Below are 16,493 nucleotides of genomic sequence, written 5' to 3'. Positions count from 1 at the left end.
TAGTCTTTATTTTTTTTTACCAAAACTCGGAAATGTGCCGATGGCGTATTTGATTTTTATTGGTTAGGGTAGGATTCACAAAAATAACCAATTCAAAGTAAATCCCATTGTAGAAAGGGATAATAATGTTTTAAAAATTAGCAATAGAAATTTTTAAAAATGTATTCTAACGGCCTATTTTTTACAATCTGCCTAAAATAACATCTCTTTTAAGGAGTAGGATTCCAATTCATTGAATCTAATTGTGGTATGGTTAGTTTAAATTAAATAGGATTAATCTTTTTTTGTAACATCTTGTGATTCTTTAATAATTTTATAAGAATTTAATCTTGCTTCATGATCATAGATATGCGAAACAACCATAAGTTCATCGATTTGAGTTTCTTCAACAAATTGCTCAAGTGCTGTTTTTATATCAGATGGGCTTCCTACAAATGAATAGGCTAAAAACTGTCTCAAAACACTTTTTGCTTCGTCATTGATTTTAAAATTCTCATCTGCAGGTTGTAGCGGTCTCCTATCATTAGTAAGTATTCCTAAAAATATTTTTTGCATCGAAGTGGCAAGTACTTGTGCTTCATGGGTAGTTTCGGCAGCGGTAACATTTACACAAGCCATTACGTACGGTTCTTTTAAATGTTCCGATGGTTTAAAATTGGTTCTATAAATGCGTAAAGCTTCTAGCAGTTGTTGTGGTGCGAAATGACTTGCAAAAGCATAAGGCAACCCAAACGAAGCCGCTAATCGAGCGCTATCCGTACTTGAACCCAATATCCAAATGGGGATGTTTAATCCTTCCCCAGGAATGGCTCTTACTGGTGAGTCCCTATTTTCAATCGATAAATACTCTTGTAATTCTCGTACCGTTTTTGGAAATTCAAATGCAGCCTGATCGTTTCTTTGTAACGCTCTTGCCGTCAATTGATCTGTTCCTGGAGCACGTCCTAGACCTAAATCAATGCGGTCAGGATATAGGGAAGCTAGAGTTCCAAATTGTTCTGCAACAATTAGAGGAGCATGATTGGGTAACATGATGCCTCCTGAGCCCACTCTAATTGTTGAAGTCCCATTGGCGATATGACCTATTAAAATTGAAGTTGCTGATGAAGCGATACTTGCCATATTATGATGTTCTGCTAACCAAAACCTATTGTAGCCAAGGTTTTCTGCTTTTTGGGCTAGACTCAAACTATTTTTAAAAGAATTAGCTGCTGTTTTTCCTTCTAAAATTACGGCTAAATCTAAAATGGATATGGGGATGTTATGGAATTTTTTTTTCATTGTTATTGATTTAATTTGGAGACGTTATATAAGTCCCCTTTGTATTCTAAATGTGGAGATGCAGTCTGTTCATTAATGGATTTGACGTTTCATTAATAGATCAGTTTGAACATCATTTCCTAGTGTAAAAATATGTTTGTCAAATGGAGTGAAGCCATTTTTAGTATAGAATGCTATTGCTCTATGATTTTCTTCCCAAACGCCTAACCAAATATATTCAACAGGTTTTTGTTGTACCACTTTCAATACTTCATCAATAAATAGTTGACCTACTTTTTTTCCGTGAAATTGTTGTAATACATAAATTCGGTGGATTTCTAAAGCGCGTTCATTGATTAATTCAGTTTGGGCTTTGCCAAAATTTATTTTAAGATACCCAATTACTTCTTGTTCTAAAACAGCTAGATAAAATTGAGAGTCAGGGTTGTTAAGTTCGGTTGTCAATTGAGTAGTATTGAAACTTTGTTCCAGGTAATTAGCAATGTTTTCGGGGGTATTTACCGGTTCAAATGTTTCCATGAAGGTTTGCTTACCTATTTTTTGCAGCGTATCTAAATCCGATAAAGAAGCTTTTTTTATGGAGATTAGTGTCATGATATTTTAAACTATATTTTTAATTTCTTATCAAACTCAAAAATAATGTAAATAAAACTTGAAACCATTTTTAATTTCTATTTCTCCATAGAACTATTCAATTTACAAATAGGGAATTCTTATTTGCAATTTGTACTTTTGGGACGTTAATAGCATCAACCTGAAAAAGGATTATTTATGAAAATTGTTATCTCGCCTGCCAAATCTTTGAATTTTGAAAAAGAATTGCCCACAACACAACATACGGAACCTTCATTTTTGAAAGAATCAAGACAGATTCATAAAGTATTGAAACAAGAATCTCCAAAAAAATTATCAGAATTGATGCATATTTCAGATAAATTGGCCGACGTAAATTGGAAGAGAAACCAAGATTGGAAAACGCCTTTTACGATAGAAAATGCACGTCCTGCTCTTTACACTTTTGATGGCGATGTGTACACGGGTTTGGATGGGTATTCTATTCCATTAGATAAATTAGCTACTTTACAAGATAGTTTGCGAATTTTATCTGGTTTGTACGGTTTGTTAAAACCATTGGATTTAATGCAAGCCTACCGACTGGAAATGGGAACCAAATTACCCATTGGCGAAAGCAAAAACTTATATGAATATTGGAAATCTACTATTACGAAAGCGTTGAATAAAGAACTTAAAAAAGGCGAGTTATTTATCAATTTAGCCAGTAATGAGTATTTTTCGGCAATTGATGTAAAAGCCTTGAAAGTTCCCGTAATTACGCCGGATTTTAAGGATTATAAAGATGGGAAACTGAAGATAATCAGTTTCTTTGCCAAGAAGGCGAGAGGAATGATGGTGCGTTATATTATTGATACCAATGCCAAAACGATTGATGATTTGAAAGGATTCAATTATGATGGCTACCAATTTGATGCTAATTTATCCAAAGGCAATCATTTGGTTTTTACCAGATAGTTAATTTTAAAACATAAAAAAACGCCGATTTCAATTGTGAAATTGGCGTTTTTTTGTTTAGTATTAATGCATGGCATCAGCAGGATTAATCTTGTTTTTTCCTTTTTTGATTAAAAAGATAATCGGGATACAACATAAAAACATAATTCCTAGATATAAGAAAATATCCATGTATGATAAAACGGTGCTTTGTTTCATAACTGAATAATCAATGGCTTGATACGCTTTTTTAAGTGCTTCATTGGATGTGAAACCTTTAGACATAAAACCATGTTGCAATTGTGAAATACGTTGTTGAACTTCAAATCTACTTCCATCTAAATGGGCTAATAAATTCACACGGTGTTCTTGACTAAATCGTGTAATGAACGTGGTGATGATAGCAATACCAAATGATCCTCCTAATTGTCTCATCATCCCTGTAAATGCGGCACCTTCACCAATATGTTTTCCTGATAAAGTAGAAAGAGATAAGGTTGTAATGGGCACAAATAGTAAGCCTAAACCAATTCCTCTTAAAATTAAAGGCCAATATAAATGTTCAGTTCCAGTGTCTGGAGTCATGTTGTTATGCATCATTAAAGTAAAGAAAAAGAAAATCAAAAATCCGATTCCTACCATATACCCTTGAGGAACTCCTCTTTGTATTAATTTCCCAATAATGGGCATCATGAAAGCAGTTGTTATCGATCCAGGAATCAATAATAAACCAGCATCTGTTGCGGTCCAACCCAAAATGGATTGTGTGTAAATAGGGATAATCAAGGTAGAACCATACAGTCCAAATCCTAGAATGAAACACATGACTGTACCAATTCTTAGATTTCCATCTTTTAAAACACTTAGGTTTACAATAGGGTATTTATAGGTTAACTCTCTCCAAATAAATAAGATCAAGCCAAATACGGTGATAACACTTAAACTTAGTATTAATCCGTCATTAAACCAATCGTCTTGCTGACCGTGTTCTAAAACAAATTGTAAAGAACCGATGAAAGAGGCCAAAAGTATAATTCCAATCCAATCGACTTGATTTGATTTTAATTTCTCACCATATTTTGGACTTCTAACAAAAGACAAAGTCAAAAGTGTAGCAATAATTCCCAAAGGAATATTGATATAAAAAATATAAGGCCAAGAGAAATGATCCACTAGATATCCTCCTAAGGGTGGTCCCAATGTAGGTCCCACAATAACTCCCATTCCATAAATAGCCTGTGCCATTCCTCGTTTAGCGATAGGATAACTCTCCGTAATAATCGTTTGTGCAGTCACCAATAGTGCGCCACCACCAAGCCCTTGAATAAATCGAAAGGCTACTAGTTCCCAAATATTGGTTGCATTACCACATAAAAAGGACGCTGTTGTGAAAATGATGATGGAAACGGCAAAATAATTACGTCTTCCAAATTGTTGTGAAAGCCAACTCGTCATTGGAATCACAATTACATTTGCAATAGCATAAGCAGTAATTACCCAAGCCACATCAGTTAACGTAGCTCCAAGGCTTCCTCGCATATTAGTTAGTGCAACATTGACAATAGTAGTATCTACAATTTCCAGTAAAGCACATAGTACTGCTGTTATTGTAATAATGATTCTTCTAAAGCCGTATTCTACTAAATCGTCTTCTGATTTTACCATTTTATTTTATATGTACGTCAACATCCACATTCATTCCCGGACGCAATAATTTTATTTTCTCAACATCGTTGTCTGTATCGATATTAATTTTTACAGGCAAACGTTGAATTGTTTTAACAAAATTTCCAGTTGCATTATCAGGAGGCAAGATAGAAAAACGTGCCCCTGTGGCTGGTGAAAATGAAGTGATAGTCCCTTTAAATTCGTAATCAGGATACGCATCTACTTTCAATGTTACTTTTTGTCCAGCTACCATTTTATTCAATTGCGTTTCTTTGAAATTAGCAATAACCCAAGCTTGATTGTTATTGATGATATAAAAAAGGGATTGTCCCGGTTGAACTAATTGTCCTGGTTGAATATCAATTTTAGAAACTTGACCATCAATTGCAGCTGTTACAATTGTGTAACTTAAATTTAAAATGGCCGTATCCAATAATGCTTTTGCTCTTTTAATGTTGGCTGCTGCTACATCCGTTTGTTTGTCGGATGATTTTGACTTAGCTACATTAACCGATTTTTGAAAAGCTGACGCTTTTTCTTGCTGTTGTAAAATGCGAACTTCATTTTCAGCTTCTTGTTTTGCTGCTAATGCTTGTTCGTATTGTTGTTTTGTAATCGTATGTGATTGATATAAATTATTATACCTGTTGTAATCGCTAGTCATACGTCCCAATTTAATTCTCGCAGATTCGATATTTCCACCTGCTGATCTTACGTTGGCATCTGATACTGAAATACTAGCTAAAATACTACCAATATCCGCTTTTGAAACTTCAAAATTTCCTTCGGCTGCAGCTAAATTTGCAGTTGCTTCATCAATTTTTAATTGATAATCTCTTTTGTCAATTGTAAAAAGAGTATCTCCTTTTTTTACAAAGTCATTGTCTTTAATGTAAACTTTACTCACATATCCTGATACTCTTGGTATAATAGGATTCATGTTTTTTTCAATCTGGGCATCATCAGTCCCTTCATGAGAAAGCGAGTGGATGTATTTATAAGTTCCATAAGCAAGACCTAATAGCACTAATGAAGCTATTATTATGATAAACTTTGGGTTTGATTTTTTCTTTTCCATTTTGGGTATTGATTATATTTTTGAAAGATTGAAGGTTTGGTTTAATTGTCCGCTTACGGAAAGCAGCTCATAATATTTTTGAATAACATTTGCTCTAGCCAATGTTTTATTAATATTAGAGCCTAGTTGTTCGACATCGGCTTCTAATAAATCATTGGTGTCCGAAAGTCCATTGTCATATTTATCTTTTATGATTCTATAATTTTCGGATGCTTGTTCCACTGCTTGGTTATAAACCACATTTTGTTTTAGAGCCAAATCATAATCTTCGATTGCTTTTTGAACTTGTATTTTGATGTAGTCAGTAAGCATAGCCTCTGAGTTTTGAATTTCAAGTGCTTTGCTTTCCGCAATTTTTACATTGGTTCCGTTTTTCAAAATCCCGCTGATATCGTAAGATACGCCAACACCAATATTCATTGCATTTTGCACCGTAATAACATTTTTTAAACTCAAGGCTGTATAACCTCCAATAAGCGAGATAGAAGGGTAGTAACCACTTTTCGCTACTTTTATATTAGCCAAACTTGCTTTTTCTTGTAATTGTACCGCTTCAAGATCTTTACGATTTTGTAATGCAAGTTGGTCATCGGTAGGAATATTATTCATTTGAAAGTCAGCAAAATCACTTTCTCTAACTTCTAGTTTTGTCTTAGGGTCCATTTTTAAAAGACTAATCAGCTCAAAGTTTACCACGTTTAAATCGCTAATGGCTCTGTCTAATGTCAATTGAATTTTTGAAACTTGAAGTTGTGATTTTAATAAATCATTTCTAGGAATGATTCCATTTTTTTCTAATTGAATAAAATCAACTACACGTTGTTTTGCACTTTTTTGATTTTCTTTTAGCAGTTCCACCGTTTTTTGTGCTTTATACAAACTAGCATAGAAATTAACCACTTTCATTGCTACTTCTTCTTTAGTTTGTAATGCATTTGCAGTCTCGGCCTGGTACATATTATCTGATACCTTGATTTTATTTACCGTTTTAAAACCAGCAAATAAAGGTAGAGTAGCATTGGCTTGCCCAAGTAATAATTGATCAACCACTGGCATAGGTTCTGAGCTACTACTATTGTTATTGATTTTTAAGTCAATAGTAGCTTTAGTTAACCTTTGGTACTGTCCAGAAACTTTAAAGTTAGGATACTTGTCATTTTTGGTTGATTGCAATTCAAGTCTTGAAGTTTCCACTTTTGTGTTTGCTAATGTGACTTCATTACTTTTGCTCCAAGCCATTTGAATAGCTTGATCGAGTGTTAAACTCGTTTTGTCTTGTGCTTCCACGGAGGAAATTCCAATAAAGAAAAATCCAAAAAGCATGAGTTGACTAACTTTCATATATTAATAGCGCTTTTATTGTTTGTTGAATGTGTTTTGTTAAATCAGTTTTTATATAATTGTTATACAATTCGTCGGTATGAAGGTTTAATAATGTTTCAAAGAAAGGTCTATTAGTTTGGAAATGAAAAAAGGTACCTAGTATTGTGGGTGTTATAAGTGGGATGATAATATCTTTTCTAAAAATACCTTTTGCTTGACCTTCAACAATAATTGTTTCTAGCGATTTTAAGTTTCCTTTTTTTAACTCAATAAAAGCCTCCAAGTTTACGTTTCTCTTTTTAGAAGAAAATTCAAAATGTAAAATTTTATAAATTCCTTTGTAGCAAAGAACACGATCTATGTATAATTCGATTAGTTTGTTAATCTTTTCCATTGGATCTAAATTCTCTAATATTAAATTGTCTAATTGTAATTTAATATCGGTAGCTCTATAGAGGATTAATGATTCTAACAAACGCTCTTTTGATCCAAAATAATAAGAAACCATTGCTATATTTATTTTGGCTTCTTTTGCAATATTTCTAATCGAAGTACCATCAAATCCTTTTTCGGCAAAAAGGGATTCAGCTACTTGTAGTATTTGAATTTGCTTATCGTTAAAATTGGTTTCTACTGACATACTTTTTAATTGGACACAAAATTAAACAACCGTTTAATTTAAACAATCGTTTAATTTAAATTTAACATAATATTAACATTGAAATCGTTGTGTTTTTTGGTGCTTGTATTTTTAGAACGCATTTTGGAATTTAAAAATTAAAAAAATCTATTTTAAAAGGCTCTAGGTTACTTCTTCGCAATTGGGTTTGTATTATTGTATCCTTTTTGTTAATTAAAAAGTTGGAAAGTCAGCAGTTTAAATATCATTTTGAAATTGTGAATATCTATTTCACGAATAGGGTTTATTTTTTGCTTTAAAATCTATCTTTGACATCCTTAAATAAAAAATTATGAGTTCAACTTGGTACGAATGCAAAGTAAAATATAGAAAAACTGATGAAACTGGATTACAAAAGGTTACAACGGAACCTTATTTAGTTGACGCTTTATCATATACAGAGGCGGAGAGCAGAATTAACGAAGAGATGTCGGCTTACATTAGTGAAGAGTTTAAAATCACGAATATCAAAGTGGCGAATTATGCGGAGATCCATCCCTTCGAAAATAGTGATCGGTGGTTTAAATCCAAAGTATCTTTATTGGCTTATGACGAAGAAAGCGGTAAAGAACGCAAGACCAATATGTATATCTTATTGCAAGCCAATGATGTAAAAGAAGCGTTTGATAATACAACAGCGGTGATGAAAGGAACTATGGGAGATTATAGTATTCCTGCTATTACTGAATCGCCTATAATGGATGTATTTCCTTATTTTAGTGGTGAAGAAGGAGAATTAGAACAATTAGAAAGATTCAATGCACTGAAAGCCTCTAAACCAGAAGTAGTTGCAGAAGTCGAAGATCATATGGAGTTTGCAACTGAAGAAGAGGTTGAAGAAGAGACTACTGTTTAATCCTATTTATAAAAAATAGAGACCGCAAATTTGCAAATTAAACCAATGAAGCGGTTTTAATAATTTGCTAATTTGCGGTCTTTTACTTTTTAGATTGAAGTTCGTACTGAATAGGAACTAGTTGCGTTTATTCAATACTTTTTCATATGCTTTTCTAGGAGCGCCTCTAAAAAAAACGTCGCCACATAAAACATAACCAAGGCTTTCAAATGTTTTCATCATCGGAAAATTATCAAAATTCGTGTCGGCTTTGATGCTGTAAATATTGTTTTGTAGTGCAAAATCTTCTACACAACCCATAATCAATTTAGCGAGTCCTTTGCCCAAATAGTTTTCAGAAAGCGCGACTCTATGAATTACTACAAAATCATCATTTGTCAACCATTTTCCTTCAATACCAGCATAAGCAGGTTCGTCATTTATGATTACTGCGCTGTACCCAATAATTGTTTCTCCATCAACCAGAACAAAACCTTCTCCTTTTTCAATGTCATTTTGTACCACATCCGGGTTAGGGTAACCATCTTGCCATTGCGCACTACCTTCTACTTTTCTTCGAATGATTGCTTGTTGTAATATTTCCCAAATAGGAGTTATTTCGGATAGATTGGCTTTTCTAAATTGGTAGTTCATGAGGAGGAATGATTTTTATTTGTAGTTGATTGATTCTTTTCTAATCATTATGATGAAAAAGGAAACCGCAAAATCGAAAATTAAATAAATAGCTATTATAATTTGCGAATTTGCGGTATATAAATACATTTTTATTTATCGAATTGCTTTTACAAATTCGGCAATTTTTCCTGTTCCATTTTCCGTTAAATGCGTAATAAAAGCACTACCAATAATGGCTCCTTTGGCAAATTGAGTGGCTTGATTAAAGGTTTCGGCATTGTTGATTCCGAAGCCTATCACTTGTGGATTTTTTAAATTCATTCCCGCAATGCGCTTGAAGTAATCTTCTTGCGTGCTTCCAAAACCTGCCGAAGATCCTGTTACACTTGCTGAACTTACCATGTAGATAAATCCATTAGAAACGCTATCAATAAAATGAATGCGGGCATCAGATGTTTGTGGAGTTATTAAGAATACGTTGATTAAGCCATATTTTTCAAAAGTGACTTTGTATTGTTCTGCATACACATCAACTGGAAGATCTGGGATGATTAAGCCATCGATGCCTATTTCTTGGCATTTCTTGCAAAAATTATCTACTCCGTATTGCAACATGGGGTTGAAATAACCCATAATCACTAACGGAATTGAAACCGTTTTACGAATGTCTTTTAGTTGGTCAAACAACAGTTGCGTTGTCATCCCGTTATGCAAGGCTTGAGTCGAACTGGCTTGAATAGTAGGCCCATCGGCCAATGGATCGCTAAATGGCAAACCAATCTCAATCATGTCGATACCGTTTTTTTCTAAATCTTCAATGATTTGTACCGTATCGTTTAAGTTAGGATATCCAGCAGAAAAATAAATAGAGAGTATTTTTTTGCCTTCTTGTAGTTTTTGATTTATTCTGTTCATTTTTGTATTTTTTCAGATGTAAAATCTGTTTTTAGCTTATTTATAGGTGTTTAAATTTTTGCACTGTAGGCCCAAGCGATTTCTTTGGACTGCAACTGTACTTCAACACGTTTGTAATGGCTCCCTTCATAGGTGTCAGCAAGCTGCAATTCCTTTTCGGTTAAATCATAAACCATCCCTTCAATGGTGTCTTCATTGTTTTGAGTAGGAGCAATAATAGGATAAGGCTCCATTCCAAATTCTTCTTCAATTAGGATTTCTTTTACTACGTATCCCATCAATGTTTCAGGAACTCCACGAAGTGTTCGTCCAAAAACATCTTCTTGAATGTCTTTGTCTTTTAGGGTTCCGTAAGCGAATAATTTTTCCATTTTTTCTGTTTTGAAAATTTATTTAAAAATTTAATCTTCTCGTTTTTGTTTGCGTTAGGGATAGCAGCGGTATCTTTTTGTTTTGTCCCGTCTCTAGGAACGAAACAAAAAATTTAGCGAATAGCCCGACCGCTTGCCCTGAACTTTTTCAGGGTAAACGGTAACGCCCTGAAATAAATTCAGGGTATACCCAACTATAATTTGAAATAATCGATATAGGTATTTAAATCTTTATCGCCACGTCCCGAAAGATTGATGACCACAATATCTTCTTTTTTGAACTTCATTTCGTCTAGTACAGCAAAGGCATGAGCACTCTCGATGGCAGGGATAATTCCTTCCATTTTGGACAATTGCAATCCCCAATTCATGGCTTGATCATCGGTAATTGAAATGAATTGTGCTCTACCCGAAGCAAATAGATGGGCGTGCATAGGTCCAACACCAGGATAATCTAACCCTGCCGAAATAGAATACGGCTCGGTAATTTGTCCATCAGGCGTTTGCATCAACAAAGTTTTACTTCCGTGAATAACCCCCACTTTTCCCAAAGCAGAAGTTGCAGCACTTTCACCAGAATGCACACCTAAACCAGCAGCTTCAACAGCTATAATATTTACATCAGGATTGTCTAGAAAATGGTAATAAGCACCAGCGGCATTGCTACCACCACCTACACAAGCGATTACATAATCTGGGTTTTCACGACCTTCTTTTTCTAGTAGTTGTTCTTTAATTTCCTTAGAAATCACCGACTGGAAACGCGCTACCATATCTGGATACGGATGAGGTCCAACCACTGATCCAATGATATAATACGTATCTACAGGGTTGTTAATCCAGTCGCGAATCGCTTCGTTTGTAGCATCTTTTAGGGTTTTTGAACCTGAAAGTGCTGGACGAACTTCGGCACCTAACATTTTCATACGTGCTACGTTTGGCGCCTGACGTTTGATGTCAATTTCTCCCATGTATACAATACATTCCAGTCCCATCAAGGCACATACGGTGGCAGTTGCCACACCGTGTTGACCAGCACCAGTCTCGGCAATGATGCGTTTTTTACCTAAACGCTTGGCTAAAAGGATTTGTCCAATTGTATTGTTGACTTTGTGTGCACCAGTGTGGCATAAATCTTCTCTTTTTAGGTAGATTTTAGTTCCGTATTTTTCAGATAAACGTTCTGCAAAATATAATGGTGTAGGGCGACCTACGTAATCTTTAAGTAGCGCGTCAAACTCGGCTTGAAATTCAGGTTCAGCCGTGATTTTTAGATAATTTTGACGCAACTCTTCTACATTTGGATATAACATTTCAGGAATGTAGGCTCCTCCAAATTCACCATAATAGCCTTTTTCGTTTACGTTGTATGACATCTTTTTATTTTTTTTATTGTGGATCATTCAACGTGGAGACGCACTGCAGGGCTTCTCTACAGAATGATATATTTTTTAATCCTGGTTCTATTTCAAATTTACTGTTTAGATCAATTGCATGAACAGGTAAATTGGTTTTTAAAATTTCATTAACCGCTTCCATTTCGTCGAGTCCTATTCCGCCACTTAGGAAAAAGGGTTTTGACGAAGGGTAGTTCTCTAATACTTTCCAATCAAATGTGGTTCCGTTTCCGCCAGGTAATTTTCCCTTGGTATCAAAAAGGAAATAATCACAAACCGATTCAAATGGTTTAAGCTGTTCAAAGTCAAAGGTATCCAAAATTGAAAATACTTTTATGATTTCGATATCCTTTAACAATGTTTTTTTTAATTCGGCACAAAAAACCACTGATTCTTTGCCATGCAATTGTACGGCTTGTAAATCGTGTTGCTTTACTTTTTCAACAATATTTGCTATCGATTCATTGACAAATACGCCCGTTTTTTTTATTGATTTTGGCAATTCAGGAATAATTCCATCAAAATAGCGCGCTGACTTTTCCCAAAATATAAATCCCATATAATCGGGTAGGAGCGGTCCTAGTTCGAGAATATTGTCGGGATATTTCATACCGCAGATTTTGATTTTCATAATCTTTTATTTAAACGTATTTAACCGCAAAGTGCGCAAGGGTTTCGCGAAGTTCGCTAAGCTTTGCTTTAATTTTATTCTATATTATTCTTTGCTCTTTTTTCTTTTCTCTAACGAGTTAATTGCTTTATAAATTCTGCTGCAGCTTGACCAGCATTATCTGTTTTCATGAAGTTTTCACCAATTAAAAAACCTTTGTATCCATACGGCTTTAATTCGGTTATGGCTTCGATTGACGATATTCCACTTTCGGAAACTTTGACGAACTCATTCGGGATTTTATCAGCCAATTGCTTACTGAAATCCAAACTTACCTCGAAGGTTTTTAGGTTTCTATTGTTCACACCTATCATATCTAAGGTAGGCATGATTGATTTTTCTAATTCTTCTTGGTTATGCACTTCAAGTAAAACCTCGAGACCTAAACTTTTGGCAAACTCAGATAATAATTTGATTTCGTCACGCGTTAAAACCGCTGCGATTAGTAGAATCAAATCGGCTCCATGTGCTTTGGCTTCTAGGATTTGGTATTCATCGACAATAAATTCTTTTCGCAATAGCGGAATATTCACTGAAGCTCTTGCCAAAAGCAAATCATCCAAAGAACCTCCAAAATATTTCCCATCAGTCAATACTGAAATACCACAAGCACCGGCAGTTTCATATCCTTTTACCACTTCTTCTACGGTAAAACTATGATTGATAACTGATTTTGAAGGAGAACGACGTTTGTGCTCCGCAATGATTCCAGTAGTACTGTTTCTTAAGTTTTCACTTAATGAAATAGTCTTTTTATCAAAGAAAATCGAAGCTTCCAATTGCGAAACGGGAATGATGGATTTCTTGAGAATGACTTCTCGTTTTTTATCAACTATTATTTTATCGAGTATGTTCATTGTTATTTGTTTAAAGTTTTCTTTGTTTAAAGTTTAAAGTCCCCGTTTTGAGCAACTTTAAACCTTAAACCTTAAACTATTTTTTTATTTACTTAACTCCTGCAACGTTTTCAACGCTTTTAATCCTTTTCCTGAAAGTAAACTTTCTTTGGCCTGAGCGAAACCTTCCAAAGGCGTACATTTTGTAACTGTTGCAATTGCCATAGCTGCATTGGCACATACTACATTATTCTGTGCTTCATTGCCTATACCTGATAGGATATCAATAAACATTTGTGCCGACTCATCGATTGTTTTTCCTCCCTCGATTTCACTTTGTGATAAATGGGGAACACCAAAACTTTCATGGGATAACATTCCTTCCATACTGCTAGTGATAATCTTTGTTGGGCTAGTCAATGAAACTTCATCATAGCCATCTAATGAATGTAAAATAGTGAAATTCACATCGGTATTTTGGTATAAATACGCATACATTCTAGCTAGTTCTAAGTTGAAAACACCCACCAACTGATTTTTTGGAAAGGAAGGATTTACCATTGGTCCTAACATATTGAAAAAGGTTTTTACGGCCAATTCTTTTCGGATTGGACCTACATTTTTCATAGCGGGATGAAAAAGGGGAGCATGTAAAATACAAATTCCAGCTTTATTAATACTTCTTTCCAAGAAGTCATTTTCATTACTGAATTTGATTCCTAGTTTTTCCATGACATTACTAGATCCAGAGATGGAAGAAACACCGTAATTACCATGTTTGGCGACTTTAATCCCCGCACCAGCCGCTATAAATGAAGCCAATGTAGAGATATTGAAAGTGTCTTTTCCGTCACCACCAGTTCCACATAAATCAATAGCATTATAGGATGCTAAATCAACACGAATGCACAATTCCAATAGTGCTTCTCTAAATCCTGCAAGTTCCTGAATACTAATGCTACGCATCATATACACGGTTAAAAAAGCGGAAATCTGACTTGGATTATAACTTCCGTTTGAGATATTAATCAATACATTTTTTGCCTCTTCTTTGGATAGCATTTCGTGGTTGATTAATCTATTTAGTATGTTTTTCATTTTTTTTTGTTTAAAGTTTTAGGTTTCAAGTTCTAAAAATTGAACATTATGCTTTAACCCAATTCTCTAGCATTTTTTTCCCGTTTGGTGTCAGAACACTTTCGGGATGAAATTGTACACCGCGTACATCATAGGTTCTGTGACGCAACGACATTACTTGTCCATTTTCGTCGAATGAAGTAGCTTCAAGTACATCGGGTAAACTGGCATCAACCACCCAAGAATGGTAGCGTCCTACTTCAAATTCGTTACCTAATCCTTCAAATAAAAGTTCATCGTCGACAACGGTTTTTACATTGGTAGCTATACCATGATACACTTTGTCTAGATTAGAAAGCGTTCCTCCATATACTTCACCAATGGCTTGTTGACCAAGACATACTCCAAAGATACTTTTGGTAGGACCGTATTTTTGAATTACAGCTTTCAATAATCCTGCTTCATCTGGAATTCCAGGACCTGGAGAAAGTAGTATTTTATCAAAACGCGCTATTTCATCTATATCAAATTCATCGTTTCTATATACTGTCACTTCACAGTTTAAATCCTCTAGGTAATGTACCAGATTGTATGTGAAACTATCGTAATTATCTATAACTAGTATTTTCATTTTTTTTATTGAAAATTGAAAGATTTAAAGATTGAAAAAAGCTCATTTCGAGTAATCTTTAAATACTTAAATTATTAAATCTTTTAATTATTTTTTAAATTGTTTCTGCCAAATCAAGTGCGGTATTCAATGCTCTTAATTTGTTATATACTTCTTGCATTTCGCTTTCTTCATCAGAGCTGGCTACAATTCCGGCGCCGGCTTGCGAATGCAATTGGTGATTTTTACTTAAGAATGTTCGTATCATTATCGCGTGATTAAAGTTGCCTTCAAAATCCATAAAACCGATGGCGCCACCGTAGAAATTACGATTTGTTTTTTCGTAATCTTCAATCAATTGCATCGCTCTGTGTTTAGGTGCTCCACTCAATGTTCCAGCTGGGAAAGTATCCGCTACCACTTGCATTGTAGTGGCTTTTTCATGTAAATGCCCCGTTACTTTTGAAACTAAATGAATTACATGAGAGAAAAACTGCACTTCTCTATAGCGTTCTACGTTTACGTTATGGCCGTTGCGACTTAAATCATTACGAGCTAAGTCGACTAGCATCACATGTTCGCTATTTTCTTTTTTGTCTTCAGATAATTGTTTGGCAAGAACCGCATCTTTTTCATCATCACCGGTACGTTTGAACGTTCCTGCTATAGGATGAATTTCTGCCTTACGGTCTTTAACTATAATTTGAGCTTCGGGCGAAGAGCCAAATATTTTGAAATCACCATAATCAAAAAAGAAGAGGTAAGGGGATGGGTTGATGCTTCTTAATGCTCTATAGACATTGAATTCATCTCCTTTGAAACCTTGAGTAAAACGGCGTGATAATACTAATTGAAATACATCTCCACGGAAACAATGCTTTTTGGCCAGAGCCACATTGTGTTTAAACTCTTCATCAGTTAAGTTAGAGAAACCTTCTCCTTCTTTGGTAAATTTATAAGAGGCAATATTTCTTGATTGTAACAGTTGCTCCATCTCTGAAATATTATTTCTTCCGTCTAAACTATGACAGAAAATATAAGCTTGATTTTTGAAATGGTTAATCGCAATTATATTTTGGTATACGGCATAATACACATCAGGAATGGTATTGCTATTTTCTTTTTTGGCAATTTTTACTTTTTCAAAATAACGAACTGCATCATAAGAGATATATCCAAACAACCCATTGTTTATGAATTTAAAATCATTTTTTTCTGATTTGAATTGGTGTGAAAATTCTTGAATAACTTCTGGAATTGAAGTATTTTCATCAATCGCTATTTTTTCAGAAGTCCCATCAGGATAGGTTTTGAAAATAGTTTCGTTTTCGATTTTTATCGAAGCGATAGGATTGCAACAGATGTAAGAAAAACTGTTGTCACTTCCATGATAATCACTACTTTCAAGCAATAAACTATTAGGGAATTTATCACGTATTTTTAAATAAACACTCACAGGAGTTATCGTATCTGCAAGTATTTGTTTGTATTTAGTATTTAAAGTAAATAGTTTCAATTGAAATAATTTTTATGATTTATAATTTGATGAAAGGCAACTTTTTAGCACAAAAAAAAGGCCTGTCGTCATGACAAGCCTTTTATATTTAT

Annotated in this window: 17 protein-coding genes; 2 read left to right on the top strand and 15 right to left on the bottom strand. The window is 34.4% G+C overall.

From position 1 onward, the window contains the following. Positions 1-273: 273 nt before the first annotated feature. On the bottom strand, positions 274-1,281 hold the full coding sequence (locus AB3G34_RS09000; protein WP_369752197.1) for an LLM class flavin-dependent oxidoreductase: 1,008 nt from the start codon (positions 1,279-1,281) through the stop codon (positions 274-276). 72 nt (positions 1,282-1,353) lie between these two features. Beyond that, positions 1,354-1,875, bottom strand: coding sequence for a GNAT family N-acetyltransferase (locus AB3G34_RS08995; protein ID WP_369752195.1), 522 nt, complete (start codon positions 1,873-1,875; stop codon positions 1,354-1,356). Between the two features lie 177 nt (positions 1,876-2,052). Here AB3G34_RS08995 and yaaA point away from each other — a divergent pair, with 177 nt between their 5' ends. Then, positions 2,053-2,811 (top strand): peroxide stress protein YaaA, encoded by a 759-nt coding sequence (yaaA, locus tag AB3G34_RS08990; protein WP_369752194.1) that lies wholly within the window; start codon positions 2,053-2,055, stop codon positions 2,809-2,811. Positions 2,812-2,874: 63 nt separating this feature from the next. Here the strand turns inward: yaaA and AB3G34_RS08985 are convergent, their stop codons facing one another. From AB3G34_RS08985 to AB3G34_RS08970, 4 genes are read right to left on the bottom strand one after another with little or no spacing between them, the layout of a single operon-like run. Beyond that, positions 2,875-4,455 (bottom strand): MDR family MFS transporter, encoded by a 1,581-nt coding sequence (locus AB3G34_RS08985; protein WP_369752193.1) that lies wholly within the window; start codon positions 4,453-4,455, stop codon positions 2,875-2,877. A 1-nt stretch (position 4,456) separates the two neighbouring features. Further along, positions 4,457-5,536, bottom strand: coding sequence for an HlyD family secretion protein (locus AB3G34_RS08980; protein ID WP_367754118.1), 1,080 nt, complete (start codon positions 5,534-5,536; stop codon positions 4,457-4,459). A gap of 12 nt (positions 5,537-5,548) precedes the next feature. After that, a complete protein-coding gene (locus AB3G34_RS08975) occupies positions 5,549-6,877 on the bottom strand; it encodes a TolC family protein (RefSeq protein WP_367770967.1) in 1,329 nt (442 codons plus the stop codon). Continuing rightward, the gene (locus tag AB3G34_RS08970; protein ID WP_367754114.1) at positions 6,867-7,499 is read right to left on the bottom strand and encodes a TetR/AcrR family transcriptional regulator; all 633 of its coding nucleotides are present in this window, start codon (positions 7,497-7,499) and stop codon (positions 6,867-6,869) included. Before AB3G34_RS08970 ends, AB3G34_RS08975 begins: the two co-directional genes overlap by 11 nt. Positions 7,500-7,830: 331 nt before the next feature. On the opposite strand from AB3G34_RS08970, the gene AB3G34_RS08965 reads away from it, so the two are divergent. Beyond that, on the top strand, positions 7,831-8,394 hold the full coding sequence (locus AB3G34_RS08965) for a DUF4494 domain-containing protein (protein ID WP_369752192.1): 564 nt from the start codon (positions 7,831-7,833) through the stop codon (positions 8,392-8,394). A gap of 117 nt (positions 8,395-8,511) precedes the next feature. On the opposite strand, the gene AB3G34_RS08960 is transcribed toward AB3G34_RS08965, so the two are convergent. From AB3G34_RS08960 to AB3G34_RS08920, 9 genes are all read right to left on the bottom strand, one after another. Further along, positions 8,512-9,027 carry an N-acetyltransferase family protein gene (locus tag AB3G34_RS08960; RefSeq protein ID WP_367770960.1) on the bottom strand — a complete coding sequence of 172 codons (516 nt, stop codon included), beginning with the start codon at positions 9,025-9,027 and terminating at the stop codon, positions 8,512-8,514. A gap of 135 nt (positions 9,028-9,162) precedes the next feature. Then, positions 9,163-9,924 (bottom strand): tryptophan synthase subunit alpha, encoded by a 762-nt coding sequence (trpA, locus tag AB3G34_RS08955; RefSeq protein WP_367770957.1) that lies wholly within the window; start codon positions 9,922-9,924, stop codon positions 9,163-9,165. Between the two features lie 50 nt (positions 9,925-9,974). Next, positions 9,975-10,295 carry a gamma-glutamylcyclotransferase family protein gene (locus AB3G34_RS08950; RefSeq protein ID WP_367754100.1) on the bottom strand — a complete coding sequence of 107 codons (321 nt, stop codon included), beginning with the start codon at positions 10,293-10,295 and terminating at the stop codon, positions 9,975-9,977. A 194-nt stretch (positions 10,296-10,489) separates the two neighbouring features. Beyond that, the gene (gene trpB, locus AB3G34_RS08945) at positions 10,490-11,671 is read right to left on the bottom strand and encodes a tryptophan synthase subunit beta (protein ID WP_369752191.1); all 1,182 of its coding nucleotides are present in this window, start codon (positions 11,669-11,671) and stop codon (positions 10,490-10,492) included. Positions 11,672-11,684: 13 nt separating this feature from the next. Beyond that, entirely contained in the window at positions 11,685-12,323 is a 639-nt protein-coding gene (locus AB3G34_RS08940) for a phosphoribosylanthranilate isomerase (protein WP_369752190.1), read from the bottom strand. A gap of 110 nt (positions 12,324-12,433) precedes the next feature. Further along, positions 12,434-13,219 carry an indole-3-glycerol phosphate synthase TrpC gene (gene trpC, locus AB3G34_RS08935; protein ID WP_367770949.1) on the bottom strand — a complete coding sequence of 262 codons (786 nt, stop codon included), beginning with the start codon at positions 13,217-13,219 and terminating at the stop codon, positions 12,434-12,436. A gap of 84 nt (positions 13,220-13,303) precedes the next feature. After that, positions 13,304-14,296 (bottom strand): anthranilate phosphoribosyltransferase, encoded by a 993-nt coding sequence (trpD, locus tag AB3G34_RS08930; RefSeq protein ID WP_369752189.1) that lies wholly within the window; start codon positions 14,294-14,296, stop codon positions 13,304-13,306. Positions 14,297-14,342: 46 nt separating this feature from the next. Then, entirely contained in the window at positions 14,343-14,906 is a 564-nt protein-coding gene (locus AB3G34_RS08925) for an aminodeoxychorismate/anthranilate synthase component II (protein WP_367770943.1), read from the bottom strand. Between the two features lie 94 nt (positions 14,907-15,000). Beyond that, on the bottom strand, positions 15,001-16,401 hold the full coding sequence (locus AB3G34_RS08920) for an anthranilate synthase component I family protein (RefSeq protein ID WP_367754089.1): 1,401 nt from the start codon (positions 16,399-16,401) through the stop codon (positions 15,001-15,003). Positions 16,402-16,493: the final 92 nt, after the last annotated feature.

Origin of the sequence: Flavobacterium sp. WC2409, assembly GCF_041200085.1 — a bacterium.
Lineage (GTDB): Bacteria > Bacteroidota > Bacteroidia > Flavobacteriales > Flavobacteriaceae > Flavobacterium.
The sequence above is the reverse complement of the archived record's forward strand: the minus strand, read 5'-3'. Positions and strand labels throughout refer to the sequence as shown.